Raw genomic sequence first — 25,278 nt, 5'->3', positions numbered from 1 at the left:
ATATGAAACTTAAAAAATACATATTCTCATTATCGGTAGCGGCTCTTATGATCACTACCCAAAGCTGTGATGATCTGGAGGTTGAAAACAACAATGCTTTAGACATTAACGGTGTGCTATCCAATCCGGCAGAGTTCCCTTCATTAATACAGGGAGCCTACGGAGAGTGGTGGAGACAAACCCAAATCTCTTACCCCAATATGTACCTGTCGGTAGCGTCACAAATCATGTCCTCCTCATGGACCAACTTTGCCATGTTCGATGGGGGCAGAATTCCTCCCAGACCGTTCGTAAACTCTAACACGGCTTCTACCGTTCGGGTGAATCGAAACCCCTGGCGAGGAATCTATAACTCCATAGGCCCGGTGAACGATGTGTTAAAGGTAATGCGCGATAACTTCGATGGCAAAGCCATTGACCCCAACACCGGTGAAGATCACACTCTTTCTGTATTGGCCAATGCTCGCATGATGCAAGGCCTGGCCCTGGGCTGGGTGGCCATGATTTTCGATCAGGGTTTTATTGTTAGCGAAGACCTAACCGATGCAGACCTGGGTAGCTTAGAGCTACAGTCTTATAGAGAGTGTGCCGATGCCGCAATAGCAAGGTTCCTGGAGGCCGCTCAGATTTTTGAGGAAAACCCGGAAATCATTTTTAACGGATTCAACGGTGTAACACTTTCTTCTCAGGAAGCGGCTCGTTTTGCCCGGTCATATGCTGCAAAAGTTGAAGTGTTTTCGGCCAGAAATGCAGAGCAAACCATAAACGAAACCAATTGGCAGCAAGTGCTTGAACTTACTACCAACGGTATAACTCAAGACATTGCCCCCATTGGCGATGGAGGAAACGATTGGTATACCAGAGCCTTAACCAACGGACAGTATGCCGGTTGGGTGCGGGTTTCGCAACGAATGATCAACATGATGGAAGGAGGAACCGGTGGCAGAGACATTCTTAATGCCAGTGATACCGACCCCGACCACCCAACGGCACCTTACCCCTGGCAAGACAATGTGTTGTCTTACCCCGAAATTACCAGCCCCAGAGACAAACGTCTGGAAACCGACTTTACCTACAACAGTAGTGTACCTTTTAGGTCTGACCGGGGCTTCTACATTTTTGGTAATTACAGCTACAGCCGGTATATCTACTTTGTAAATGATAACTCCGTGGGCCCTATGCCGCACTTTACAGTTATTGAGAATAACCTGCTTAGAGCAGAGGCTCTTGTTAGAACAGGTGGAAGTAAAATTGAAGCTGCGCAGCTCATTAACGAAAGTCGGGTTGGACGCGGAGAATTGGCTCCCCTAACCGGTGCAGAAACCAATGAAGAGCTTCTGAGGGAAATCACTTATGAGCGACTGGTAGAACTGAGTTGGCAAGCGGCCTGCAATGGCTACTTCACCAGACGAATCACCACCATCGATGATTTGAAACTACCTCCTGGCACTCCTCTAAGTATGCCAGTACCGGCATCAGAGCTGGAGGCACTTGGCCTCGAAATCTACACCTTTGGAGGCATAGGAAATCCTGATGGAGCCTGATAGATAACAAAACAATGGCTGTCTCATCGATCGATCCTCTTTTAGCCACCATTTTTTAAGTGGTGATGGTCAGGAAAGAAGCGGTGAAATTCTTGAGACAGCCTCATTTAACCAAACACATGTCAAGGTCAAAAACAATAGGGTCAATTCTTATTCTCAGCCTGATAATGGTTTTGGGTTGCCACTCCCAAAACAAGCTTAGTGCAGAACTGCTGGAGATCAACTTCATAGGAGAGTTCAGTTCAGAGCACTGGATTGAAATAGATGGTATTCGTCTAATTCACCAGTCCAATTTTGAGCGGGACAGTTTAATGCTGGCTCCATTTTTTCCGGAAATAGATCAGCCTTTACCCACTACTATCCAGCACTTTAGGTCTTATACCAACCATGAAGCAGTAAACGAACGAAAGATTCCAAAAGGTCGCGTAGCCGAATCTTTTTTCACCCGAATGTCGCTGGCCTATCGCCTGGAAAACGGAAAGCGAAAAAGAGCTTACGCTTTTGAAGGCAATGTGGCGGAGATGTCAATGGGAAAGCTGAGGTTCTACAGAACCGATGGTAGAACAATGACCATACGAACCAGCAAGAATTACCCTGCTCTTATCAAAAATCTTAACAACCGGGAACCAATGGCCACCGGAGAAAGAAACTGACTTTCGTTTTAGTTTAGTTAGTAGTTTGTTTAGAACTGGTTTCAGACGGAAACCAGTTACTTTTCAAATAAATACAATTATTAACGAATTCCCTACTTTCCGCAAGAAAAACCCAATCCGAGTATTCACTCATTCATAACGCAACGAGGTAATAGGATCCTGGCTGGCGGCACGTTTTGCGGGAGTTATCCCAAATATTATTCCTACCGTAACAGCCACACCAAAAGAAAGGGCAATAGAAGATATATGCACCAGTGTTGGGATATCGGCCAATTGACTAATGCCAAAGGCAATGGACAGCCCCAAAATAATACCTATCATTCCTCCACTGAAGCTAATCATAACCGATTCGAGCAAGAACTGATAAATAATATCTCGCTTGGTAGCCCCTATTGCCAAGCGAAGCCCAATTTCTTTAATACGCTCCAAAACCGAAGCCAGCATAATATTCATAATTCCTATTCCCCCTACCAATAAGGATATGCCCGCAATGCCTCCCAACACATAATTAAAGATGTTTTTAGTACGCTGTTGCTGTTTCAGCAATAATTCAGGAATAGTGATTTCATAATCCACCACCTGGCTGTGTTTGCGCTTAAGAAGTTTACTAATTACCTCAGCGGTGGCATTCATTTTATCGGAGTCGGCCACCTTTATCACCAGACGATCCAGTTGATGATAGTTTTTAGCTTTGCCCTGGTCTACTCCCATGTTACTATTCCTGATTGCCTCCTGAATGGCCGCATTAGAAACCATTGCACGATTCTCATACCTAAGTAGAGCCGTACTCAGCGGAGTATAAACATCCATATTATAGTCTCGTATGCCCAGATTACTGATACTCTTGTCAGAAATAAGTCTTTCTTCCAAAACCCCGATTACCCTGAGCCAATGTTTTCCCACCTTGAGGTATTTACCCAAAGGTTCTTCTCCATTAAAGAACTTGGCGGCTATAGACTTACCTACAATACATACTGGCTTACCCATTTCAGCATGTTCCTCATTAAAGAAATTTCCTTCGAGCAGACGGAAACCGGCAATTTCAAAATATGAGTTTTCAACCCCCACCAACTTGGCACTACGATGAAAGGCGTTGCGAGAAACTGAAGTTTCTACCACTACCTCCGGACTTACCACCTCTATGCCAGGCACTATACTCTTAATGCTTTCCACATCGAGAAAATTGAGACCGATGGAAAGGTTCTTTTGTTTTCGGGCTTCTCCTCCGGCATTTTCGGCTTGTACTTCTCCTTCTGTTTGTTCAATTACCGGAGTAATGACAATGTTGTTTACACCAACCAACTTTATTTGCTCCAGAATCTCTTGCTGGGCACCGGCTCCAATTGCCAGCATAGCTATAACTGCGGCTACTCCGAAAATAATACCCAATGCTGTAAGCAATGACCGGATTTTATTGGCAAAAACCGCTTCCATGGCTATGGCCATGTTAGATGCTAATTGCTTCAACATTACTTATTGTTTTGGGCGATGGACTGGGAGTTGTTGAGCCTCTTAAGGCTGAAGTCGTTAATACCACTGGGATCGGAAAGGTACACGCTCTGTCCTTCAGTCAATCCTGACTTTATGATTACCTGATCGGAATTAGAAATTCCCAACTCCACTTCTTGCTTCACAATACTCAGTCCATCTTTCAATAGTACGTAGGTAATGGAATCTCCCTGGCTGTGAATGGCCTCTACGGGCACAAACATAGCCTGCTCTACCACCTTGGCAATTATTTTATTGCTCGTAGACATTCCCGGCCGAAGAGTGGTGTCAGACTCATTAATTTCTACTACTACTTCAAAAACCTTGGAGTCAGAATTAGGTCTTTGCTGTCCCATATTGGCCACACTGGTCACCACCCCGGTGAGCTTCTTTTCCGGAAAAGCATCGAGGCCAATTTCCACAAATTGGCCTGCGCTCACGGTATTGATATCTACTTCATTGATATAAGTTTTGGATATCATGCTGGTAAGATCAGGTAAAGTAGCCACAATAGGGTCGTAAGAGGCTACTCTTCCCCCCTGCGCAATTTTGTTTCCGCGCCAGTCCCTTCTATAAATTAGCATGCCGGCCTCCGGAGCCGTAATTACAAACTGATTTGATATTTCCTGAAGAAAATCGAGCCGCCTCTTGTCTTCTAACATTTCGGCTTCAGAAGCCGCCACCTTGGCCTTGGCCTTTTCTAGTTGCAACTTGTAGTTTTCCTTGGCCTGATCATATCTTTTTTGGGCCCGTTCCAACTCCATTGTTTTTTCCTTGATAGTGGCCGGTGGTTCGTATTGTGAATTTTCCAGCACTAGCTTCTGCTTTTCCATTTCGAAAAGCATATTGTCCATTTCCTCCCTGGCTTTTCTCAGTTCCATGGCCGTATCTAGTTTGGCCTCTTTATACTGTGAAGAACTGATGGTAAAATCGCTGCTGGCTTGCTGAATTTTTTGCCCAAGCTCCGACTGATCTAGCCTGGCCACATAGTCTCCTTTGGTCACCACAGTGCCCTCATCGATGATGTGGCTAATGGTGGTTTCCCAAATGTTGGCTTGACGCATGCCATCAGGCCCTAAGATATTTACGCTGTTTTTGGCATATAACTCTCCGCTGGCGGTTACCTCAGACCTAAACAAACCTACCTTTACCTGGGTAAGTACCTCGCTCTCCATGGAAGAGCCTTTGTTAACCTTTGTGATGAAAAAGATGATTAAGGCTACAAAGACGCCCGTAATCACCATGACCTTTCTATTTTTCATGAGTTGTTGTTGATGATTTGAGTAAACTATAATGATAGTTTAAAACTTGTTCAAACTAAAATTTTTAACATTAATTTTATATTTAATATTTCAACCTTTGATGTCTGATCAAAAAAATATAGTCTTCCTTATTTCATCACTTCTCCCCAAAACTCACTTTTCACCTCCATCAACATTCGACCCGCTTCTCATCTGCCCCGGACCTCCCACTCATGCTCTCCTATCAATACGCTGGATGCCATCGTTTATTGGTTATCAATAACTTTAAGTGCATAGAACCAGAGCCTCTTGGTATTCTTCTCCGATGCATCTCAACCTATTTTTGTTCTACTCCCAGAGTCATTTGTTATGGACTGCGTGTTATAAAGACCGTGTAATGGCCAATTAATTATACTACGTAAGAACAAATTCAACCGGGTGAACTTTTATTTCAACGGCCCTCTCGACAAAACCACTTACAGTAGTAGCTTTGTGAACTATGAATTACCTTTCTGTAGAAAAGCTCACCAAGTCTTTTGGCGACCGGCTTATACTCGACCACATTACTTTTGGGATTGCACAGGGCCAAAAAGTGGCTCTGGTTGGAGTGAATGGTTCGGGAAAATCTACGCTGCTAAAAGTGATTACCGGAATGGAAACTCCCGATAGTGGCGAAGTGGTCTTTAAAAACGATATTGTGGTAAAGCATCTATTGCAGAATCCGCAGTTTTATGCCGGACAAAAAGTACTCGATGCCGTTTTTGATAGCAACAACCCGGAACATGCTTTGCTTAAGCAATATGAGCGAGCCCTGGTGCGATCGGCTGCCGGACATGAAAACCATGGTGAAGTACAGCAACTTATAGAACAAATAGATGCCCAAAACCTATGGGATCTGGAGAGCCAGGCCAAACAAATACTGGGGAAGCTCGGCATCCACAATCTAGAAGAAGAGGTTGCATTACTTTCTGGCGGGCAACAAAAGCGAATAGCCCTTGCCTCGGTGCTTATTCAAAAGCCCGACCTACTGATTCTCGATGAGCCCACCAACCACCTCGATATCGATACCATTGAATGGTTGGAGAAGTACTTGGCCGTAGCCAACATGGCGTTAATTTTAGTAACTCACGACCGCTACTTTCTGGAGCAGGTAACCGATAACATTATTGAACTGGAAGCCGGAAAAGCATTTACATATCAAGGTAACTATGCCTATTTTCTGGAGAAAAAAGCCGAACGAGAAGCCAATGAAAGTGCTTCCATAGACAAAGCCCGAAACCTTTACAGAAAAGAACTGGAGTGGATTAGAAGACAACCACAAGCCAGAGGTACCAAAGCAAAATACAGGGTAGATGCCTTTCAGGAAACCAAAGAAAAAGCCTTTAGCGCTCAAAAAACAAATGAGCTAAACCTTCAGGCCAATACAGCCCGACAGGGCAAAAAGGTATTGGAAATAGAGAAATTGAGCCATGGTTTTGGAGACCGACAATTAATCAGTGACTTCTCCTATACCTTTCAGAGGCAAGACAGAATAGGAATAGTAGGTCCTAATGGCAGTGGAAAAACCACTTTCATAAGGCTGATTACACAAGAGTTGGCACCCAATTCGGGTTATATTGAACTTGGCCCAACCACCAAATTTGGCTACTACCGACAGGTAGAAGATCAGTTCGACCCGCAACAAACCGTAATAGATTTTGCCAAAGAAATCGCTGAAGTGATTGAAGTTGGCAAAGGCCGAAGCATACCTGTTTCGCAGTTCCTCACCCGTTTTCTGTTTCCTCCGGAGGTTCAGTACAAACCCATTGGCAAATTAAGCGGTGGTGAAAAACGCAGGCTGCAACTTCTGCAGGTTCTATTAAAAAGCCCAAACTTTCTGGTGCTCGATGAACCCACCAACGATCTGGACTTGATTACGCTGGGCACTTTGGAAAATTACCTGGAGAACTTTGAAGGCAGCCTCATTATCATCTCGCACGATCGCTACTTTATGGATAAACTTGTTAACCACCTGTTTGTGTTCGATGGTCAAGGACAAATAAGAGACTTTCCCGGCAACTATACTGACTACCGTATGCAGGCAGCAGAAAGCCCCCAGGTGGCCAAACCTACAGAACAAAAAAAGGAAAAGACCAAGGAACCAAATGAACGGAAAAAGCTTTCATTTAAGGAGCAACGAGAGTTTAGCCAGTTGGAGCAACAGATAGCCGATCTGGAACAGGAGAAAAGCCGATTAATCGATGAAATGAATCAGGTAACTGATCATGAAGAGTTGTCGGAACTGGCCAAGCGCCTTCAGACAGTTTCTAATGAACTCGACCAAAAAGAATTGCGCTGGCTGGAGCTCTCCGAATTGACGTAGTGCATGGCAGTAATAGAATTGACCAACGACAAGGTAAGTTTAGTAGCAAATACCGAAAAAACGATACTGGAAAACACACTGGCTGCGGGCATACCGCACACCCACGCTTGTGGAGGCTTTGCCCAATGTTCTACCTGCCGTGTCTATATCGAGGAAGGTTTGGAAAACCTTTGTCCCCGAAATGAAGAAGAATCGTCTCTTGCTCAACAATTAGGACTGCTGCCTGAGGTAAGGCTGGCGTGTCAGACTAAAATTAATGGGGATGTAAAGATGAGAAGACTCGTACTTGATGAAATCGATGAAACCATTATCCTGGATCATGGTAGCACCCTTTCGCCCAGAAGCCTGGGAATTGAAAAAGACGCATCCATACTCTTTGTAGATATTGCCGACTACACTGCTTTTTCGGAAAAAACTCCGGCTTACGATGTAGTGCATATTCTCAACCGCTACTTTCATATAGCCGGCACGGTTGTAAAAAAATATGGAGGGCGAATAATTGATTACTACGGAGATGGCTTTTTGGCCATCTTTGGGTTAGACGATGATCCGAAACACTCCGAAAACCTCATTAAAGCCGGATTCGAACTGAAAACAGCCATCGATAAGTTCGACCATGCCGTACACGATATTATTGACAGTGACTTTAAAATCCGGCTGGGAGCGCACACCGGTAAAATCATTTGGGGAACCATAGGCATTGAAGGCATGCAGAAGGAAGCTGCCATTGGAGATACCGTAAACTTGGCCAGCCGAATAGAACAAGCCAATAAAACACTCAATACTCGGTTTTTAGTATCAGAAGCTCTCTACAAAAAACTACAACACAAATGTTCGGTTTGTCAGAGTTTCGAAATAAACGCCAAGGGTAAAAGCGGGATCCAAAAAGTCTACTCACTAGACCAACACTTTTTAGACTAGTCTTCCCCTTAGAGTTGGGCCGCGAAGGCAAAACTCTTCGAGCCTCTCTGCTTGCGCTATTCAATTAATCGAACGAGATTCGTTACTTAAAGCTATTTTAGTACACCATGAACTCAACGTTGTTTCTTATTCTTTTTGGGTTTCTAATGGTTGTATATGCCATGAGTTTCATCTATTACATGAAACAGCGCAGCAACCGGAAGAACAATCAAAACCGTATTTTACAACTCCCACTGTTCATGGCCTTCCTTATTGGCCCCTTACTTTTTTTCATGATTAACAACAACCAACGCAGAGAGAAAAGAAAGTTTATGAAAGGAAATAAAAGGCGATTCTCCTGAATTTATACAACCTCATAGACCAGCATACGTCTACAGCCTCAAAGCTTGAACTCTTTTAGTCAATTATTACTTACTTCAACATGCATCAGGAATTCATCAATAAACTTTATGTGCGGCAACAAGCCTGCCCCAGCTGCCCATCGCCCGAAATGGTCGCCAACTGGTTCAACGACCTTCTCGGCACCCTATTCCCTGACTTTTCGCGGCAGCAGTTTAGCACTCAGAAAGAATTTGAATTACATCTGGAAAAATTACGATTGCAACTCAATCAAATTCTTTCCCGAAACCCCATTAAATCGGATATGGAACCGGACCATGTAACCGATCGGTTTTTTGATGAATTACCGGCCATTCACGCCATGCTGGAAGAAGACATAACGGCTATTTTTGAAGGCGATCCGGCCGCTAAAAGCCGAACCGAAGTAGTAAGAACTTATCCGGGTTTCATGGCCATTGCGGCTCATCGCATTGCCCATTCGCTGTATCAGCTAAAGGTTGAGCTCATACCTCGTATAATTTCGGAGTATGCACATAGCCGAACGGGCATCGATATTCACCCTGGCGCAACCATAGGCCATTTCTTTTGTATAGACCATGGCACCGGGGTTGTGATTGGCGAAACCACTCACATTGGCGACCATGTTAAAATTTATCAGGGAGTAACCCTGGGGGCTTTGAGTGTAGAGAAGCGCGATGTACAAACGAAACGCCATCCTACCATTGGCGACCATGTAGTCATTTATGCAGGAGCTACTATTTTAGGTGGAAACACCGATATAGGCCATAGCTCGGTAATTGGAGGCAATGTGTGGCTTACCCACAGTGTGCCTTCCGGCTCCAAGGTTTATTACCAGGCCCAAATGAGCCACTCCAACGGAAAGAAAGACACAATTATTTTTAAAGGACAAAGCGCATGACCATTGAGCAATTAATTGGTAATACACCCTTGGTAGAATACCAACGCCTACATACCAATCCGAAAGTGAAAATCTACGGTAAACTGGAAGGCAACAACCCCGGGGGAAGTGTAAAAGACAGAGCTGCTTATGGCATGATAAAAGGGGCGCTAGACCGCGGTGAAATAAAAAAGGGCGACCGATTAATTGAAGCCACTAGTGGCAATACAGGCATAGCCTTGGCCATGATTGCCAGCATTATGGGTGTGCACATAACCCTGGTGATGCCTGATAACTCCACGCGCGAACGAGTTTTAAGTATGCAGGCCTATGGTGCTGAGGTAATACTTACGCCTGCCGCTCAAACCATTGAGTATTCCCGTACACTGGCGCAGCAAAAGGCCGAAAAAGAAGGCTATTACATGCTCAATCAGTTTGCCAACCCCGATAACTACGGACAACATTATAAAACTACAGGGCCTGAAATATGGAAGGACACCCAGGGGAAAATCACCCACTTTGTTTCTGCCATGGGCACTACCGGCACTATTATGGGAGTATCGCGCTATCTAAAGGAACAAAATCCACATGTGCAGATAGTAGGCACTCAACCAACGGATGGTTCCAGCATCCCCGGAATCCGCAGATGGTCTCCTGAATTTCTTCCTAAAATATTCGATCCACACAGGGTTGATAGAATAATAGATGTAAGTCAGCAAGAAGCCACCATAATGACGCGAAGAATGGCTAAAGAAGAAGGAATTTTGGCAGGCATGAGCTCTGGCGGTGCATTACATGCAGCGCTAAAGCTTACCGAAGAAATTGAAGAAGGGGTTATCGTCCACATTGTCTGCGACCGGGGAGACAGATACTTAAGTAGTGACTTATTTGGGTAAGCCTGAAAACAAACATTGTCCCTAAGCCTCATCGATTGCATTGAGCCTGTAATTACTGTAGGGTTGTAATCCACACCAAATAACCGCAGGCATGCTGCTCACTGCTGACATAGGGTTGTCATCTGACATCTCTAATTTTATGGTAAACGGAACAGCCATGCCCGAAAAAGTGCTGACAACATACTACCCTAAAAGCAAAACAGATTGGAGAAACTGGCTAAGTAAACACCATGACTCAACCCAGTCTATCTGGTTAGTTTATTATAAGACTTCCAGTAACAAGCCTACTCTAAGTTGGAGTGAGGCCGTAGACGAAGCACTTTGCTTTGGCTGGATTGATAGCACAAAGAAAGCCATCGACAAAGAAAGCTACATGCAATATTTCTGTAAGCGAAAGCCCAACAGCATATGGTCTAAAATAAACAAAGAGAAAGTGGCCCGGCTCATTGAAAACAACCTTATGACCGAGGCTGGCTTAAAGAGCATAGCAATAGCTAAAGAAAATGGTTCCTGGAACGCATTGGATGATGTAGAGGCACTAATTGTTCCGAACGACTTAACCGAGGCTTTAGCAGGCTGCAAAGAGGCACTTGCATTTTTTAACAGGCTCAGCAATTCGACTAAAAAACTACTACTGCATTGGGTAACCTTTGCTAAACGGCCGGAAACGAGAGCAAAACGAATTGTAGAAATCGTAGAGAGTGCCCATAAAAGCCTGAAACCAAAACAGTTCAGGTAATTGGTTCACCACAACCAACATCACTTGAATTTCATCCTCAAAACAAGCACTTTTTAAGTCAACAACTGGCGTTAAAAACAGGAACTAAGTCCACACACTCACGTGTTAATGGCACCTGATAATTAGACAAAGCAAAAACATGAATAAAAGTTATCCAAGATCATTTTCGCACATAGGTATCACCGTGCCTGACCTAAAAAAAGCCGTTGAATTTTATGAAGAGGTGATGGGCTGGTATGTGATTATGCCTCCCTCTAAAATCAAAAAAGAGAAAGAAACAGCCATCGGTCAAATGTGCATCGATGTGTTTGGCGAAGATTGGGAAGAGTTTGAAATCGCCCACATGTCCACATCAGATGGAATTGGTATAGAGCTATTCTCATTCCCTCATGGAGTTAAAGAGAAGCCAGAATTCAATCCGTTCAACACCGGTCTTTTTCACTTCTGTGTACAAGATCCGGACATTGAAGGCCTAACTCAAAAAATTATAGAACGTGGTGGTAAGCAGAGAATGCCAATTCGTGAATATTACCCCAATGAAAAACCGTATAAAATGGTTTATGTAGAAGACCCTTTTGGTGTGGTATTCGAAATATATTCTCACAGTTATGAGCTCACCTATTCTTCGGGGGCATATCAAGACTAACCGCTTCTTAAGGCTTCGCTAAAAGTGAGGCCTTCACTTTTTTACGGGTAGTGCTATCCGAACTTCTTCACAACGCAATGGAATCCACCCCTACTTTCTTTCAATAGTTAAGCAAGAAAAAAGCCCTACAACCCACAGAAGCACACTATATTGGAGTAAGCTTATCTTAACAAAGTCCTAACTCACCAAATGAAGAACGCTCTCCTATTTTTAACCCTTCTTTGCCCGGCTCTATTTTCCTGCAACCAAACAAAGACTAAAAACCACCAACAAGCGGAAGAACAAAAAACAGAAGCAGCAAAAACCGACTCCGTTGTTTATCAAAGCCAAGCACTTACCATTATTAAGTTAACTGACCATACATATCAGCATATTTCCTACTTAGACACCGATACTTTCGGTAAGGTACCCTGCAATGGCATGTTTGTTATAAATGAGGGTGAAAGTATTGTATTCGACACGCCAACCCACTCAGAAAACGCTAAAGAACTTATCATTTTTATCCGTTCAGAATTAAAAAGTAAGATCACTGCGTTAATCCCCACACACTTCCATGAAGACTGCATCGGTGGAATTAATGAATTTGACACCCAAGGCATTCCTGCATTTGTCGGCACTCGAACTATAAAACTATTGACTGACAACAACTATAATTTCAAAACGCCCGTCAATGCTTTTAATGATAGTCTGAACTTGAAATTAGGAAACCAAGCAGTTGTCGTGCACTTTTTGGGCGAAGGCCACACCCAAGACAATCTAGTAGGCTACTTCCCTTTAGATCACGTTCTTTTTGGTGGCTGTTTAATTAAATCAGTTGGAGCCGGTAAGGGTAATTTAGAAGATGCCAACGTTCAACAATGGCCAGCGACTGTGGCCAACGTAAAACGCAAATTTCCCGAAGCTAACCTGGTTGTTCCGGGCCATGGAAAAACCGGTAATACAGCTCTTTTAGATTATACCATACAATTGTTCGAGACAAATAATCAGTAGAAGCAGTCATGAAAGAAGAAGCTATCATCGGCCATTGAGACAGCCGGTATCTGAGTGGCGATTTGCTCAGCCAAGTCCGGTTGAATAGACTCAATGACTCAAAAACTTTAAGCACATTTCAATTATATTCTTTTGATTAGCTACCTGAATACATTCTTTCTATTTACTTGTAACAATAAACCATACCTATCTTATGCATACCATTCAACGAATGATCACCAACATCTGCTCCGATAACCTTTCTGCAAGCAGAGATTTTTATACCAGCCTGCTCGATTTCGTAGTCGATTATGACAGTGACTGGTTTGTTCATTTGATCTCCAAAGACCGCCAACTGGAACTCGGTATTATTGACCGAACCTATGATTTGGTTCCGGAAGCATTTCAGCAAAAACCACAAGGCTTTTACCTCACCTTTGTGGTCGAAAATGCCGACATAGTTTTTGAAAAAGCTAAGTCACAAGGCTTTGAAGTACTCAGTGAGCCGGAAAATACTTTTTACGGACAAAGGCGCTTTTTACTAAAGGACCCGAATGGCACTCTGGTAGACATTTCCTCCCCCACTAAGGCTCCCTGATATCACAGCCTGACTGATGTTGTCTAAAAAACGACTGCTGACCATACTAGTGCTCGGAGCCACCGCCATTTCACTATTCTTTGTACCCTGGCGGCTGCTCTGGGTTTCAATTCGCCCCTGCCTGATAGCGTGCAAGAGCAGGTAAATCGGGTTGAAGAATATGCTCTTAGCGGTATTATAGTGTACATTGATGAAGCAGGAAAGCCCCCTAAACTCCACACTACCGGTTAGCACAACAGAGAAACAAAAGTACCTGCTTAATCCGGTGCTCTTTTTAAAAGAGTCAGCATTAGTAAACTATATATTGCCGCAGCGGCTACCAAGCTCATTGGTAAAGGGCAGTTAGACCCCACGAAATCTTTGGTTCAATACCTGCCTGAGCTCCGCGGAAACAGTAGAAAATGCCGATCGAATTACGCTTGAACAACTCGTACAGCACCGCAGTGGCATACCTACTTTTACAGACTCTCCGGATTTTCGGTGGGACAAGCCTTTTAAGAACAATGAGAAAACACTAGAGCTTGTACTGAACAAACCGGCACGTTTTGAACACGGCCTGCGCTATGAATACTCCAATACTAACTACCTGCTTCTTGGCCATATTTTAGGCAATACGTTGGGCTACAGTCATCACCAGTATATCGAAGAAGCCATATTGCATCCACTTCAACTCAAAAGCACTTCTAGCCTGCTTAGCCAAGCCAATCCCGAACGGGTAATGAGCGGATATGTCGTAGGCTGGCTTCATGATGTAAAAGGCAATGATTTTATTGAACCGGGTGCTTCTATGGTCGCTACAGCTAAAGAGGTTGGTCTGTTTTTGACGGCACTGCACAATGGTAGTTTACTCAATAAGAAGGAGCAATCAATCTATGCCGGGCTGTATAGTTTTGAGCATACCGGACTTTTGCCGGGCTACCAGAGTTTGGCTCGCTATTATGCAGATATAGATGTTGTTATCATTCAGTTCACGAACACCAGCGGAGGCAAAGCCTGGAGTTTTTCAGAAATTATGCACAAGCGCCTAGTCAGGATTTAAGAAACCACAACACTCTACATGTTCCATGACACTCCCTTTGCATGTTCTGCACTTTTTTAGGAACTTGAATACAGAACCCATCCAATCCAGCCCCATGAACGCATTTGAAGCAGCCAGAATTGAAGAGCTAAAAAAGCAGATTGAATACGAGCATCAGGAAGAATATAGGTATGTAGAAAAATTCAGACCTTTGGTGCAAGAAGTAGACAGGCTTTCAAAATCTTTTCTCGGCATATTGCTAAATAGAGCTACAATAAAAAGACTCAATAAGGAAATGCAGTCTTATGCGGATGTAGCCAATGACCATCAGCGTAGGAAGAACCAGTTAAGAAAAGAATTAAACGAACTTGAATCGGCAATTCGCAATCGCCACTAAACCCCAATACTATGAACAGCAAACAAGATGAAAGAATAGCCGCCATGAGTTTTGCTTCAGTATACCCGCACTATGTAACCAAAGTAGAAAAGAAAGGCCGGACAACCGAAGAACTTCATCAGGTCATTGAGTGGCTCACTGGTTTTGATTCCAAAAAACTCCAAAGTCTGATCGATGAAAAAGCCACCTTCCAATCATTTTTTGACCAAGCCAGCCTTAACCCCAATGCAAAGCTCATTACCGGAGTCATCTGTGGCTATCGGGTAGAAGAAATCGAAAACCCATTGACCCAAAAGGTAAGGTATCTGGATAAACTGGTAGATGAGTTGGCCAAGGGTAGAAAAATGGAAAAGATATTGAGAAGCGTATAGTCTATCGTGGTTTTGGTTCGCAAGTTTTTTGAGATTAAACCAGTCTGACCGCTCATAGCGATCAGACCAGTAGCACCGGCTAAGCCGATAAAGTATTCTATTCCGCGGTGGTAGCATCTTTTACTCCAGAAGCCGCAGAGGTAGTCGTTCCCTTCTTGGCATACACACGGAAGTAGTATTTGGTTTTGGCGTTCAACCCAGTAACCACAAGATTGGTAGTAGTAACCTCCTTCTTAGAGTAATTATTGAGCGTGCTGCTGAAGTTGGCATTCGTAGAAACATCCACCAGGTATTTATCAGCACCGGTTACCTGAGCCCAGCTAATCTTAAAAGAGTTGGCTGTGATATCAGTTGCTGCGTTAACAGCAGGTGCGCTCAGCGATGGTTTTGGATCATCGTCTTTATCGCAAGACATAACCAAACCGGTGAACAAAAATGCCACTACCAGCATTCTCATAAGTCCACTACTTTTTTCTAACATTCTCATTTTGCTAAAAATTTGTTTTTACATATTGATAGCCCCTTGACCCTCCATTCAGGGGCCCGGTTGTAAGCTTCTATGAAGAAAAAATTTATAGTTTGAGACACATATTATTCTATTTCCGGCCGCGTTATTCTGTATTTTCATCAGGTCGAAAACTGCCTTATTTTTCACTTTCTTAACAATTCCTTGAAAAAGCCAGGCTCCATAAACCGTAAGGTCTGACTATTTTTAACCCTAATGACTTTTTACTTATGCGTTCCTATGTACTTACCATGCTTTTTGTGAGCTGCTTATGCAGCCTCTCTACAGCTCAAACTAAAGTAATTGCTCATCGCGGCTCTTCCGGTATAGCCCCAGAAAACACCTTATCGGCCTTTCAACAAGCTATTGACCAAGGAATTGAATTCTTTGAGCTGGATGTACACATTACCAAAGACGATTCCGTGGTGGTCATTCACGACAGTTCAGTAGACAGAACTTCTTCTAATGACAAGAAGGGAAAGGTGGCTGATATGACCTTTGCCGAGCTGCAAAAGGTAAAGGTAGGTTACTCCGAAAAGTTTGGCGACAGGTTCACTGAAGAGCCAATTCCCAGCTTGCGGGAGGCTCTTAAACTAGCCAAAGACAGAATAAAAGTCTGTGTAGAAATTAAGGCCTATGGTGCCGAAGAAGAAGTATTGCGCACCATTGCTGAGCTAAAAATGACAGATCAGGTGATTATATTCTCTTTTCACTATCAGGTACTGGCTAAAATAAGAAAGCTGAATGCTGATATTCCAATTCTCTACCTCATAGGGACGGCAGATCAGTTTACCCTGGACTACGCCAAGGTAATCAAAGCGGGCTATATTGGAGTTGGCGGTGGCACTCACCTAACGGAAGCATTTATTAAAGAGGCACACGCCATGGGTATCCAAGTATGGCGATATACGGTGGACGATGAAGAAACGATGAGGGCTTTGATTGACCTGGGAATTGATGGAATAATTTCTAACTACCCAGACAGGGCTGTGAAACTCTTAAACCACTGACTATGAAGCACATTATTAAACTGGAAGAGGCAGCTATGTTTGGCTTCTCCATCTATTTATTCAGCCTGACCAATTTTGACTGGTGGTGGTATTTAGTGCTCATTCTCACTCCCGATATTGGCATGATCGGATATGCCCTAAACACCAAAACAGGTGCGCTAACATATAACCTATTCCACCATAAAGGACTTGCTATTATGGTGCTTTGCTTGGGCTGGTTGTTCAGTAACTCATGGCTAGAATTGAGTGGTATTATTCTATTTGGGCATGCAAGCCTTGATCGTATTTTTGGTTATGGGCTGAAATACCCCGATCACTTTAAGCATACGCATTTGGGGTGGTTGCCCGGATCTAAGGCGGAAAGCTAAGCCTCCGATTTAGTGGTATAAAATGGGCAGAGGCGTTAATAACCTGAGAGCTCTCGCCCATAATGCTTACATTCACAGTGTTGATACTGTGAACTATGCGTTACTTTTTAAGCTACTTAGTCATTACCCTGTTTATTATTTCTTGTAGGCCTGCTCCTGAGAATTCTCCAATCAATGGCACATGGAAACCCGTCAGTCAGAACCTTGGTGGCACTCCGCTACCTCTGGCAGCCAATAGCAATCAAAAACTGGTGGTAACCGATAGCTTGTATACCATGCATGCAGAAAGTATAGACAAAGGCATAATTCACTTTAATGAGCATAAAATGGATATATATGGTCAGGAAGGCCCTAATAAAGGAAAGCATTTCAAGGCCATCTATAAACAAACCAGCGACAGCCTAACGGTGTGCTACAACCTACAGGGCGACAGTTATCCCAAAGCCTTTTCTACAGAAGGGCAGCCGCTGTATTATCTGGTAGTTTTTAAACGCATCGAATAAGTTAGTCGGTAATGAGCAAACCCTGGTCGCTAAGCCGCGACCGTATGTTTTGGTGTTGCTTCCAGAACCTATCTTCAATAATTGACCACAGCTTTCGGGCCTCAGGCACATCGTTCAAAGCATCCATTTGAGGATCGTCATCAAAGAGTATAAGCCAATATTGGAAATTCTCTTTCTCCGAGAATAACCTTAACTGTTTTAATGCCTTTTGTATGTCTCCCTGGTGAGCGTAATAAACCGCCAAACTTAATTCCTTATAAATGGACTGATCTTGCTGCATATAGTCCAGAAAATCTTTATTCAGGGCTTCAGCCTCCTTATTCTTACCCATGGCCTCCAGTACTACAGCTATCTTTCCATGCTCATATCGGTAAATGTCAAGTTTCATTTGCTCACGCATATCCAGAAAAATAGAATAATAGTAGTAAGCCTCTTCGTAGTCGCGCATAAAGTAGCATACCTTCCCTACCTCCTGCAAAATATCCAGCCGGCTAGAGTCCTTCTTCCACTCCACTATCAGCCGATCTTTCAACCGATTCATATCCTTTTCCTTGGCATATAACACAAAGGCTTTCAATAAGTTAGAAAACCCATTATCCTTCTCATAGTCAATGGATTTATTCACATAGTACAAAGCTTCTTCCACAAAGCCTGTTTGAATTAGCGCATTGGAAAGATGCAAATACAAGAAACTTCGGGTCATGGAATCGGTAGACGTTGCAGCCAACTGTTCTCCTCTTAGGGCATATTCCAGATACTTGGCGGTATTGGGAGTATAGTTAGCATAAAGATCTGAAAGCAAGTTAATTACATCGGTAGAATTGGGGTTATATTCAAGTGCCTTTTCCAGGTAAGGAGCCACAGAGCTATAATCTTCGTCATACATAAAAGTAAGCGCTTTGGCTATCAGGCTTTCCGGCAGCTTAGGGTCATTCAGCATAGCTTTGTCAGCACTTTGGTGTATTTCTTTTGCAAACTTCTTATCGGCCTGAAAAATATCGAGGTAGTAATAGGCCACTGTCAAAGCAGCATAGGCATGAGCAAATCCGGGGTCTAGCTCGGTCGCTTTTTTAAAGTATGGCAATGACCTCATGGTCTTCTCATCATCGCCTATCACCAACAAGTCCCTTCCTTTTAAAAACTGGTCATAAGCCTCCAGGTTATCGGTAGGTATTTTCTCAATTTGTGCCTGTTCTTTGGGGGTAATAATGGCCTGCACCTCTCCGGCAATGTTTTGTGCAATCTCTTGCTGTAGTTTAAAAATATCGCTAGTGTTGCGTTCATACTGCCGCGCCCAAAGGTGCTTGTCGGTGGCAGCTTCAATTAGCTGAATATTCAGCAGTATCCGGTCGCCAATTTTTTGTCCGCTGCCCTCCACAAAATATTTCACATTGAGCTCCTTAGCCATTTCAGGAATGGTTTTAGTCGAATTTCTGTACTTCTCAGTAGAGGTTCGGCTAATTACCCTCAGATCGGCAATTTTCTGCAAATTAATGAGCGTAGACTCCATGAGACCGTTGATGAGGTAAACATTGGAAGAATCGCTGCTATCGTTAATGAATGGCAACACAGCAATAGACTTTTCCTCTAAAATCTCATTTTCGCGGTCGGGCCTACTTAGCAAAAACACGACAAGCAGTAGTATGAAAATACCGGCTACAATTAAAAGTGGGGCCCTTATGCCGGAAGCTGGCGCGGGTGGAACCTCATGAGCGACAGTTTCCATACGTTTGCTCACCTCTCCCGGGGGGTATCCATACTGTTCTCTAAAGCACTTCACGAAATAAGAAGCACTGGCAAACCCTACCTGTTCAGAAACTTCCGAAACATTCAGTGCCCCGGTTTTAAGTAGTTCCATGGCTTTCTCCAGCCTAACCTCGCGAATAAACTGGCTCACCGACTGCCCGGTAATTTTCTTTACCCTTCTCAGCAGGTTAGAACGGCTCATACCTACCTCTTCGGCCAGTTCTGAAACACCAAATTGCTCGTGGGCCATTTGCTGTTGTATAACCTCCCTGAGTTTGTCCAGAAAATTTCGTTCGAAAGGGGGCAATTCTTGCATGAAAAAGTAAGGCCTAATATTGTACAAAGGAGGAAAATAAATGGCAGAGTAACAAACCCGAAAAAACCAGCTTCACAAGCCCAAATCGAAAGTTATGCGTCATAATTTATAGGGTTGCATCATAGTTTTAGTCTATGATTGAAACTTAATAGTATTGGCCTGATTACTGCTAACTGCCCGGCAATTGTTCTTTTCAACTTTGTGTCATCAAAAACAATGAAGAAACAAACGAATCTAAAACGTATGAAAAGAACACTCTTAATTCTACAACCCACAGCCTTTTTTCTAGCCCTGCTTCTACTAGGCATGGGTTGTTCCGGCCAGGCAAACAATCAAACTCAGGAAGGTGATGCCGCCTCAACAAAAGCTCCTACTCAAAGCATACACGATACCGTAATCTCAGGACAAGCCGATGTGGTAAAACAGCATATTGCGGCCGGTACCAACCTGAATGCTAAAGACCCTTTTGGCGGGTCTACTCCTCTTATTCTAGCCGCAGTATTTGGACATGACGATATTGCAAAACTCCTTATTGAAGCCAAAGCCGACCTGAACATTAAAAACAAGGAAGGATCTACCGCATTGCTTACAGCCGCTTTTTTTGGTCGTATAGAACAGGTAAAGCTACTCCTGGAAGCCGGAGCAGATAAGACCATAAAAAATGCATTTGGGGCTACTGCCCTGGAGTCTGTACAAGCACCATTCTCGGAGTTAAAGCCAATGTATGAACTAATTGGGGGTCAGTTAAAACCCATGGGGCTTACATTAGACCTAAAGCGAATAGAAGCTGCCCGTCCAGAAATTGCCAAACTTTTACAATAAAATCGGCTCGATAGATGGAAAGAAGGTACGACATAGATTGGCTTAGGGTAATTGCCATTGCCATGCTGCTGATATATCATATTGCCATTGGTTTTCAGCCCTGGGGTTCGCTAATCGGCTTTATAGCTAATGACGAACCCATTCCAAACCTTTGGATTCCTATGGGCATGTTGAACGTTTGGCGTATTCCGCTTCTCTTTTTTGTTTCCGGAATGGGCGTATTTTTTGCCCTGCAAAAACGCAACTGGAAACAGCTACTGGGTGAAAGGGCTACACGAATTCTTATGCCTTACGGGTTTGGTGCTCTGGTCATTGTACCTATACACGTGGCCATTCTATTTAAGCATTACGGCCTGCCTTTTTCATACAGACCCTCTCCGGCCCACTTGTGGTTTCTGGGTAATATTTTTGCTTATGTTCTGCTTTTTATTCCGCTCTTTTATTGGCTCAAAAACAGGCCTGAAACCTCATTTGCCAACACTATAAGGAAACTCTTTAGCAGCCCGGCAGGATTTTTAATAATAGCCTTGCTTTTTGAAGCAGAAGCTCTGCTTGTTCAACCTTCGCCTTTCGAAATGTATGCCCTTACCTGGCACGGTTTCTTTCTGGGTATGGTGGCTTTCATACTGGGCTTTCTCTGTGTATACAGCGGCTGCAGGTTCTGGCAAAACACTCTAAAATGGCGCTGGGTACTGTTCACCGTGGCTTTAATACTCTACGCTGTTCGGTTGCTCCATTACGAGTTGGTGGGTCCAAATGAACTCATGGCTATCGAGTCTGTGGCCTGGATACTTACAGCATTTGGTTTTGCCCACAAATACCTCAACCGCCCGAGCCGATTACTCAGTTATCTCAGTGCCGCTGCCTATCCAATCTATATCATTCATATGGCAGCTCTATACTTTTTCTCCTACCTCATTTTTCCTTTGGCTTGGCCGGTATGGTTGGAGTTTGTAGCTGTGGTAGTACTTACTTTTGTGGCTTGCTATGCTCTTTATGAGTGGCCCATTAAGCGTGTAAGTTTTATTCGGCCGTTGTTCGGATTAAAAAAGCTCGATAAATAATTCCCAATTAAAGAGACCATCCGCAAGAGCACAGTGCGCTAAAACCGCGTAATGGCTGCCCCTGGGATGGTCTCCTTCTTTGCTTTGCAAAAAGGCACCCAACCGCTCTAGTTACTAGCCTATTTTAATTTGAGGGTAATCGGCAATTGGCTATGGCATATTAGATGCAATGCCCTTAACTTAGCATGTAACAATAAGGAGTCTTAAAATGAGCAACCACACACAGTCTATTGGCGACAGAGTAAAACTTCCCTTTCAATTTGATGTGCAGCGTATTATCGATGAGGTGTATCAAATGCCAATGAATAACTTCATTTACTACAATGTGATACCGCTTCGCTCGCCAGCCCATTTTGTGGACCCCAGTTTACCTACACCTCCATCTACCGAAGATTATGCCGATGGTTCGTGGACCGATTGGCTAGACACCCAAGAGTTGAAATCTTCGCCTTACCTGACCGAAGTGGTCGATATGTTTAAGCAACACACCAAAGTTACCTTAGTGCGTGTGCTTCGTTTGGCAGCCGGTAACATTGTTAAGGAACATACCGACCCCACTCTGGGTCTGGAAATCCCGAAATCGGTCATTCGGCTCACCATCCCTATTATTAACGCGCCAGGTGTAGAATTTTATCTCAATAACGAAATTGTACCTATGAAACCGGGTGAATGTTGGTATATGAGACTAACCGACCCACACCGCGTGATAAACAACAGTACCGAAGACCGTATTAATCTTACCATAGACATGATCCCTAACGATTGGGTACAATCGTTGATTAAGGGTAGCTAGCCTGTGAGCCAAGGGCGAATAAACAAAATGACTTCCTTGAGTGTATATGCTAGCGGAGCCCGATACTTTTGCATATGCTTTGTAAGAACTTATTAAGACTCAATCTGGCGATTGTAGGACTAGCCCTACCTACTCTGCTCTATGCTCAAAAACTGGAAATAGAATCGCGTATTAAACCGGAAGAAGTTCCACCGCAAGCCCTTACATACCTGACAACCGGAGGGGTTGAAAAAGCACAATGGTATTTTGAGGAAGGACTAAGCAGCACTTCTCTAGAGGCTAAGTTCAAACATGACAAACGTTGGTTTAGTGTTGAGTTTTCTGAAGATGGAAGCCTGCAAGACATTGAAGTAACTATACGCATGGAAGAATTGAACAAGGCCACCCGAAATCGTATTCTGGAGGAATTCGAACGTCAGTTTGGTCGCTATAAAATCAGAAAAGTACAGGTACAATATCAAAGCACCTCCCTTGCCACTCTGATTCAGAAAAAAATGCCTTTGCTAAGTGTCCCACATGCCTTTGAAATTGTAGTTAAAGGAAAGAAAGGTAAGCTTCCTAAGCTATGGAAGTTCACTTTTTCAGCTCAGGGAGAGCTATTGTCGCTAAACCAGATTATCACCCGAAACAGCGAGCACCTTGAGTATTAGGCAGTACATTGGTTTGCTGGCCGGCCTTTTATTTGGCACCACACTTTGCGCACAAAATAGCTTTCAGAGCGGTATTTTGCCGGCCATTAATCTCAATAGAAGTATCAACGAGCTGTATGCTCTTAACCTGAAGGTAGAAACCCGCGAGCAGTTTCGGGCCGGGTTTGTTCATACCGATCCCATACGAATGCATGAACATTTGCTTACCGATTTCACTCTGATTGGTTCACGAAAAGTAGGTTTATCTGAAAAAATCAATCTCGGCTACCTGCTTCGTCTTCGTCAGGGAGAACGCATCCACCGAATCATTCAACAGTTCTCGTTTATTAGCCGGCTGCGCAACTTTAATCTGGGCCATCGGTTGGTAAGCGATCAAACCTTTGCCCCGGAAGAGCCCGCTGTGTTTAGGCTTCGCTACCGCATGAGCATGGAGTTTCCGCTAGACGGAGAGAAAGCGGATCCCGGTGAGTTTTATGTTAAAGTGAACAATGAACTCATTCAAACCTGGCAACGAGGCAACGCACCACTCACCGAATATCGCTTTGGGCCCTTTTTAGGGTATTTTATGAGCAATACTCATAAGGTAGAAGTAGGCCTGGACTACCGCAACCAGTCCATTCTCATAGCCCCAACCCGGCATAGCTATTGGTTAAGCCTCAATTGGTTTTTTAACCTATAATCTAACCAACACATCTTTCTTATTAATTATCAGCCACATAGTTCAAACTATTTGTGCTTTCCTTTTTGCGCGGCTTTAAAAGCCCTACCTTTGCGGCCTGAAATTGATAGCCTACTATGATCTCTGTACAAAACGTATCCCTTGCTTTTGGTAAAAGAGTCCTTTTTGATGAAGTAAACATAAAATTCAGTGGCAACAACTGCTACGGTGTTATTGGTGCCAACGGAGCCGGAAAATCTACCTTTCTAAAGATTTTATCGGGCGATATAGACCCCAACTCCGGGTCTGTGACCATTGAACCTGGCAAACGAATGGCCGTATTGAAACAGAACCACTTTGAGTTTGACGAAAACACTGTGCTCGATACCGTAATGATGGGCCACTCCGTGCTATGGGGCATTATGAAAGAGAAAGACGCTATATACATGAAACCCGACTTCAGCGAGGAAGACGGCATTAAAGCTTCTGAACTGGAAGCACAGTTTGCTGAGATGGACGGGTGGAATGCGGAGTCTGATGCGGCTGCCCTTTTGAGCGGACTGGGCATTACGGAGGACTTGCACTATAGCCTGATGAAAGATCTGAACGGTAGTCAAAAAGTGAGAGTACTATTGGCTCAAGCCCTATTTGGCAACCCCGACATTCTTATTCTGGATGAGCCAACCAACGACCTGGATCTCCAAACCATTAGCTGGCTGGAAGATTTCTTACTCGACTTTAAAAACACGGTGATTGTGGTATCGCACGACCGTCACTTTTTAGATACCATCTGTACCAATATTGTAGATATCGATTACAGCCAGGTGAAGCTCTACACCGGAAACTACTCTTTCTGGTACCAGTCTAGCCAGTTGGCCCTTCAGCAGCGTTCAGCGGCCAACAAAAAAGCTGAAGAGAAAAAGAAAGAGCTTCAGGAGTTTATTGCTCGCTTCTCGGCCAATGCCTCTAAGTCTAAACAAGCCACCAGCAGAAGAAAGCTCCTGGACAAAATTAATGTGGAAGACATTCAGCCTTCTACCCGCAGGTATCCGGCCATTATATTTCAGCAAAGCCGCCCTGCCGGTGATCAGATTTTGGAAATCAAAAACCTTTCGAAAGCCAACGAAGAAAAACCTCTCTTCTCAGGGCTCGATCTGTTTGTGAACCGTGGCGATAAAATAGCCGTGCTGAGCAAAGACAGTGTAGCAACAACTACCTTCTTTAAAATATTAATGGGTGAAGAAAAGGCCGATTCGGGCGAGTTCAAATTCGGTCAAACGATTACTACGGCCTACTTACCCAACGACAATTCAAAATATTTTAATACCAACGAAAACCTCATAGACTGGTTAAGGCAGTTTTCTGAGGGCGAAAAAGACGAGGTATTCATACGTGGTTTCCTGGGCAAAATGCTCTTCTCGGGCGAAGAAGTTTTCAAAAAAGCTAATGTGCTTTCTGGAGGTGAAAAGGTTCGTTGTATGATTTCTCGGATGATGCTGGCCCAAGGCAACCTGCTCATTATAGATGAACCTACCAATCACCTGGACCTGGAGTCTATTCAGGCATTTAACAATGCACTGAAAGACTTTCCTGGCACGGTGCTCTTCACTTCTCACGATCATGAGTTTACCCAAACTGTGGCCAATAGAATTTTGGAAATAGGACCAAAAGGCTACCTCGACAAGCTGAGCACTTACGATGACTACATTGAAAACGAGGAGTGGATGGCACAACGAGAAAAGATTTACTAGGCACCAAGCAAG

At 43.8% G+C, this 25,278-nt stretch carries 27 protein-coding genes; 23 read left to right on the top strand and 4 right to left on the bottom strand.

Translation table 11 applies throughout. The features are described 5' to 3' along the window. Window positions 1–2 precede the first annotated feature (2 nt). Window positions 3–1,544: a RagB/SusD family nutrient uptake outer membrane protein gene (locus IE164_RS13705; RefSeq protein ID WP_189630786.1), complete on the top strand. Its 1,542-nt coding sequence runs from the start codon at window positions 3–5 to the stop codon at window positions 1,542–1,544. Window positions 1,545–1,663: 119 nt separating this feature from the next. Continuing rightward, on the top strand, window positions 1,664–2,197 hold the full coding sequence (locus IE164_RS13700) for a hypothetical protein (protein WP_189630785.1): 534 nt from the start codon (window positions 1,664–1,666) through the stop codon (window positions 2,195–2,197). Between the two features lie 129 nt (window positions 2,198–2,326). On the opposite strand, the gene IE164_RS13695 is transcribed toward IE164_RS13700, so the two are convergent. After that, entirely contained in the window at window positions 2,327–3,667 is a 1,341-nt protein-coding gene (locus tag IE164_RS13695; protein ID WP_189630784.1) for an ABC transporter permease, read from the bottom strand. Beyond that, window positions 3,667–4,947, bottom strand: a complete 1,281-nt coding sequence (locus IE164_RS13690; RefSeq protein ID WP_189630783.1) for an efflux RND transporter periplasmic adaptor subunit — start codon at window positions 4,945–4,947, stop codon at window positions 3,667–3,669. Before IE164_RS13690 ends, IE164_RS13695 begins: the two co-directional genes overlap by 1 nt. A gap of 478 nt (window positions 4,948–5,425) precedes the next feature. Here IE164_RS13690 and IE164_RS13685 point away from each other — a divergent pair, with 478 nt between their 5' ends. The 12 genes from IE164_RS13685 to IE164_RS13630 all read left to right on the top strand — a co-directional run bounded on the left by IE164_RS13685 (window position 5,426) and on the right by IE164_RS13630 (window position 15,080). Beyond that, a complete protein-coding gene (locus tag IE164_RS13685) occupies window positions 5,426–7,288 on the top strand; it encodes an ABC-F family ATP-binding cassette domain-containing protein (RefSeq protein WP_189630782.1) in 1,863 nt (620 codons plus the stop codon). Between the two features lie 3 nt (window positions 7,289–7,291). Further along, window positions 7,292–8,209, top strand: coding sequence for an adenylate/guanylate cyclase domain-containing protein (locus IE164_RS13680; RefSeq protein ID WP_189630781.1), 918 nt, complete (start codon window positions 7,292–7,294; stop codon window positions 8,207–8,209). Window positions 8,210–8,316: 107 nt separating this feature from the next. Further along, window positions 8,317–8,550, top strand: coding sequence for a hypothetical protein (locus tag IE164_RS13675; RefSeq protein WP_189630780.1), 234 nt, complete (start codon window positions 8,317–8,319; stop codon window positions 8,548–8,550). An 80-nt stretch (window positions 8,551–8,630) separates the two neighbouring features. Further along, window positions 8,631–9,467 carry a serine O-acetyltransferase EpsC gene (gene epsC, locus IE164_RS13670; RefSeq protein WP_189630779.1) on the top strand — a complete coding sequence of 279 codons (837 nt, stop codon included), beginning with the start codon at window positions 8,631–8,633 and terminating at the stop codon, window positions 9,465–9,467. Beyond that, entirely contained in the window at window positions 9,464–10,342 is an 879-nt protein-coding gene (gene cysM, locus IE164_RS13665) for a cysteine synthase CysM (protein ID WP_189630778.1), read from the top strand. Before epsC ends, cysM begins: the two co-directional genes overlap by 4 nt. A 91-nt stretch (window positions 10,343–10,433) precedes the next feature. Next, window positions 10,434–11,081 (top strand): YdeI/OmpD-associated family protein, encoded by a 648-nt coding sequence (locus tag IE164_RS13660; RefSeq protein ID WP_308440971.1) that lies wholly within the window; start codon window positions 10,434–10,436, stop codon window positions 11,079–11,081. Window positions 11,082–11,220: 139 nt separating this feature from the next. After that, window positions 11,221–11,727, top strand: coding sequence for a lactoylglutathione lyase family protein (locus tag IE164_RS13655; RefSeq protein ID WP_189630777.1), 507 nt, complete (start codon window positions 11,221–11,223; stop codon window positions 11,725–11,727). Window positions 11,728–11,916: 189 nt separating this feature from the next. Beyond that, window positions 11,917–12,717, top strand: coding sequence for a subclass B1 metallo-beta-lactamase (bla, locus tag IE164_RS13650; RefSeq protein WP_189630776.1), 801 nt, complete (start codon window positions 11,917–11,919; stop codon window positions 12,715–12,717). A 193-nt stretch (window positions 12,718–12,910) separates the two neighbouring features. Beyond that, a complete protein-coding gene (locus tag IE164_RS13645) occupies window positions 12,911–13,294 on the top strand; it encodes a VOC family protein (protein ID WP_189630775.1) in 384 nt (127 codons plus the stop codon). 376 nt (window positions 13,295–13,670) lie between these two features. Continuing rightward, window positions 13,671–14,333, top strand: a complete 663-nt coding sequence (locus IE164_RS18620) for a serine hydrolase domain-containing protein (RefSeq protein WP_308440972.1) — start codon at window positions 13,671–13,673, stop codon at window positions 14,331–14,333. A gap of 94 nt (window positions 14,334–14,427) precedes the next feature. Next, a complete protein-coding gene (locus tag IE164_RS13635) occupies window positions 14,428–14,709 on the top strand; it encodes a hypothetical protein (RefSeq protein ID WP_189630774.1) in 282 nt (93 codons plus the stop codon). 11 nt (window positions 14,710–14,720) lie between these two features. After that, on the top strand, window positions 14,721–15,080 hold the full coding sequence (locus IE164_RS13630) for a DUF2200 domain-containing protein (RefSeq protein WP_189630773.1): 360 nt from the start codon (window positions 14,721–14,723) through the stop codon (window positions 15,078–15,080). Window positions 15,081–15,177: 97 nt separating this feature from the next. On the opposite strand, the gene IE164_RS13625 is transcribed toward IE164_RS13630, so the two are convergent. After that, the gene (locus IE164_RS13625; RefSeq protein ID WP_189630772.1) at window positions 15,178–15,567 is read right to left on the bottom strand and encodes a fibronectin type III domain-containing protein; all 390 of its coding nucleotides are present in this window, start codon (window positions 15,565–15,567) and stop codon (window positions 15,178–15,180) included. Window positions 15,568–15,815: 248 nt separating this feature from the next. Between IE164_RS13625 and IE164_RS13620 the strand changes: the two genes are divergently transcribed. From IE164_RS13620 to IE164_RS13610, 3 genes are all read left to right on the top strand, one after another. Beyond that, window positions 15,816–16,595: a glycerophosphodiester phosphodiesterase gene (locus tag IE164_RS13620; RefSeq protein ID WP_189630771.1), complete on the top strand. Its 780-nt coding sequence runs from the start codon at window positions 15,816–15,818 to the stop codon at window positions 16,593–16,595. A 2-nt stretch (window positions 16,596–16,597) separates the two neighbouring features. Continuing rightward, entirely contained in the window at window positions 16,598–16,963 is a 366-nt protein-coding gene (locus IE164_RS13615) for a DUF4260 domain-containing protein (protein ID WP_189630770.1), read from the top strand. Window positions 16,964–17,058: 95 nt separating this feature from the next. After that, complete coding sequence (locus IE164_RS13610) at window positions 17,059–17,466, top strand: TIGR03067 domain-containing protein (protein ID WP_189630769.1); 408 nt, start codon at window positions 17,059–17,061, stop codon at window positions 17,464–17,466. A gap of 1 nt (window position 17,467) precedes the next feature. Here the strand turns inward: IE164_RS13610 and IE164_RS13605 are convergent, their stop codons facing one another. Further along, window positions 17,468–19,528, bottom strand: a complete 2,061-nt coding sequence (locus IE164_RS13605; RefSeq protein ID WP_189630768.1) for a helix-turn-helix domain-containing protein — start codon at window positions 19,526–19,528, stop codon at window positions 17,468–17,470. 243 nt (window positions 19,529–19,771) lie between these two features. Here IE164_RS13605 and IE164_RS13600 point away from each other — a divergent pair, with 243 nt between their 5' ends. From IE164_RS13600 to IE164_RS13575, 6 genes are all read left to right on the top strand, one after another. Further along, window positions 19,772–20,350 (top strand): ankyrin repeat domain-containing protein, encoded by a 579-nt coding sequence (locus IE164_RS13600; RefSeq protein WP_189630767.1) that lies wholly within the window; start codon window positions 19,772–19,774, stop codon window positions 20,348–20,350. 14 nt (window positions 20,351–20,364) lie between these two features. After that, on the top strand, window positions 20,365–21,414 hold the full coding sequence (locus IE164_RS13595; protein ID WP_189630766.1) for an acyltransferase family protein: 1,050 nt from the start codon (window positions 20,365–20,367) through the stop codon (window positions 21,412–21,414). Between the two features lie 208 nt (window positions 21,415–21,622). Then, on the top strand, window positions 21,623–22,207 hold the full coding sequence (locus IE164_RS13590) for an aspartyl/asparaginyl beta-hydroxylase domain-containing protein (RefSeq protein ID WP_189630765.1): 585 nt from the start codon (window positions 21,623–21,625) through the stop codon (window positions 22,205–22,207). A gap of 74 nt (window positions 22,208–22,281) precedes the next feature. Then, window positions 22,282–22,857 carry a hypothetical protein gene (locus tag IE164_RS13585; RefSeq protein ID WP_189630764.1) on the top strand — a complete coding sequence of 192 codons (576 nt, stop codon included), beginning with the start codon at window positions 22,282–22,284 and terminating at the stop codon, window positions 22,855–22,857. Beyond that, on the top strand, window positions 22,847–23,536 hold the full coding sequence (locus IE164_RS13580; protein ID WP_189630763.1) for a DUF2490 domain-containing protein: 690 nt from the start codon (window positions 22,847–22,849) through the stop codon (window positions 23,534–23,536). Before IE164_RS13585 ends, IE164_RS13580 begins: the two co-directional genes overlap by 11 nt. A 116-nt stretch (window positions 23,537–23,652) precedes the next feature. Continuing rightward, window positions 23,653–25,266 carry an ABC-F family ATP-binding cassette domain-containing protein gene (locus tag IE164_RS13575; protein WP_189630762.1) on the top strand — a complete coding sequence of 538 codons (1,614 nt, stop codon included), beginning with the start codon at window positions 23,653–23,655 and terminating at the stop codon, window positions 25,264–25,266. The last annotated feature ends 12 nt before the right edge of the window (window positions 25,267–25,278 follow it).

It is taken from the genome of Roseivirga thermotolerans (assembly GCF_014653175.1).
GTDB classification, from domain to species: Bacteria; Bacteroidota; Bacteroidia; order Cytophagales; family Cyclobacteriaceae; genus Roseivirga; species Roseivirga thermotolerans.
Note: the sequence above shows the minus strand (reverse complement) of the source record. Positions and strands in the feature narration are given on the sequence as shown.

Coding starts and splice junctions, on each gene's coding strand:
- IE164_RS13705 (WP_189630786.1), top strand. CDS start 3: ATGAAACTTAAAAAATACATATTCTCATTATCGGTAGCGGCTCTTATG.
- IE164_RS13700 (WP_189630785.1), top strand. CDS start 1,664: ATGTCAAGGTCAAAAACAATAGGGTCAATTCTTATTCTCAGCCTGATA.
- IE164_RS13695 (WP_189630784.1), bottom strand. CDS start 3,667: ATGTTGAAGCAATTAGCATCTAACATGGCCATAGCCATGGAAGCGGTT.
- IE164_RS13690 (WP_189630783.1), bottom strand. CDS start 4,947: ATGAAAAATAGAAAGGTCATGGTGATTACGGGCGTCTTTGTAGCCTTA.
- IE164_RS13685 (WP_189630782.1), top strand. CDS start 5,426: ATGAATTACCTTTCTGTAGAAAAGCTCACCAAGTCTTTTGGCGACCGG.
- IE164_RS13680 (WP_189630781.1), top strand. CDS start 7,292: ATGGCAGTAATAGAATTGACCAACGACAAGGTAAGTTTAGTAGCAAAT.
- IE164_RS13675 (WP_189630780.1), top strand. CDS start 8,317: ATGAACTCAACGTTGTTTCTTATTCTTTTTGGGTTTCTAATGGTTGTA.
- epsC (WP_189630779.1), top strand. CDS start 8,631: ATGCATCAGGAATTCATCAATAAACTTTATGTGCGGCAACAAGCCTGC.
- cysM (WP_189630778.1), top strand. CDS start 9,464: ATGACCATTGAGCAATTAATTGGTAATACACCCTTGGTAGAATACCAA.
- IE164_RS13660 (WP_308440971.1), top strand. CDS start 10,434: ATGCTGCTCACTGCTGACATAGGGTTGTCATCTGACATCTCTAATTTT.
- IE164_RS13655 (WP_189630777.1), top strand. CDS start 11,221: ATGAATAAAAGTTATCCAAGATCATTTTCGCACATAGGTATCACCGTG.
- bla (WP_189630776.1), top strand. CDS start 11,917: ATGAAGAACGCTCTCCTATTTTTAACCCTTCTTTGCCCGGCTCTATTT.
- IE164_RS13645 (WP_189630775.1), top strand. CDS start 12,911: ATGCATACCATTCAACGAATGATCACCAACATCTGCTCCGATAACCTT.
- IE164_RS13635 (WP_189630774.1), top strand. CDS start 14,428: ATGAACGCATTTGAAGCAGCCAGAATTGAAGAGCTAAAAAAGCAGATT.
- IE164_RS13630 (WP_189630773.1), top strand. CDS start 14,721: ATGAACAGCAAACAAGATGAAAGAATAGCCGCCATGAGTTTTGCTTCA.
- IE164_RS13625 (WP_189630772.1), bottom strand. CDS start 15,567: ATGAGAATGTTAGAAAAAAGTAGTGGACTTATGAGAATGCTGGTAGTG.
- IE164_RS13620 (WP_189630771.1), top strand. CDS start 15,816: ATGCGTTCCTATGTACTTACCATGCTTTTTGTGAGCTGCTTATGCAGC.
- IE164_RS13615 (WP_189630770.1), top strand. CDS start 16,598: ATGAAGCACATTATTAAACTGGAAGAGGCAGCTATGTTTGGCTTCTCC.
- IE164_RS13610 (WP_189630769.1), top strand. CDS start 17,059: ATGCGTTACTTTTTAAGCTACTTAGTCATTACCCTGTTTATTATTTCT.
- IE164_RS13605 (WP_189630768.1), bottom strand. CDS start 19,528: ATGCAAGAATTGCCCCCTTTCGAACGAAATTTTCTGGACAAACTCAGG.
- IE164_RS13600 (WP_189630767.1), top strand. CDS start 19,772: ATGAAAAGAACACTCTTAATTCTACAACCCACAGCCTTTTTTCTAGCC.
- IE164_RS13595 (WP_189630766.1), top strand. CDS start 20,365: ATGGAAAGAAGGTACGACATAGATTGGCTTAGGGTAATTGCCATTGCC.
- IE164_RS13590 (WP_189630765.1), top strand. CDS start 21,623: ATGAGCAACCACACACAGTCTATTGGCGACAGAGTAAAACTTCCCTTT.
- IE164_RS13585 (WP_189630764.1), top strand. CDS start 22,282: ATGCTTTGTAAGAACTTATTAAGACTCAATCTGGCGATTGTAGGACTA.
- IE164_RS13575 (WP_189630762.1), top strand. CDS start 23,653: ATGATCTCTGTACAAAACGTATCCCTTGCTTTTGGTAAAAGAGTCCTT.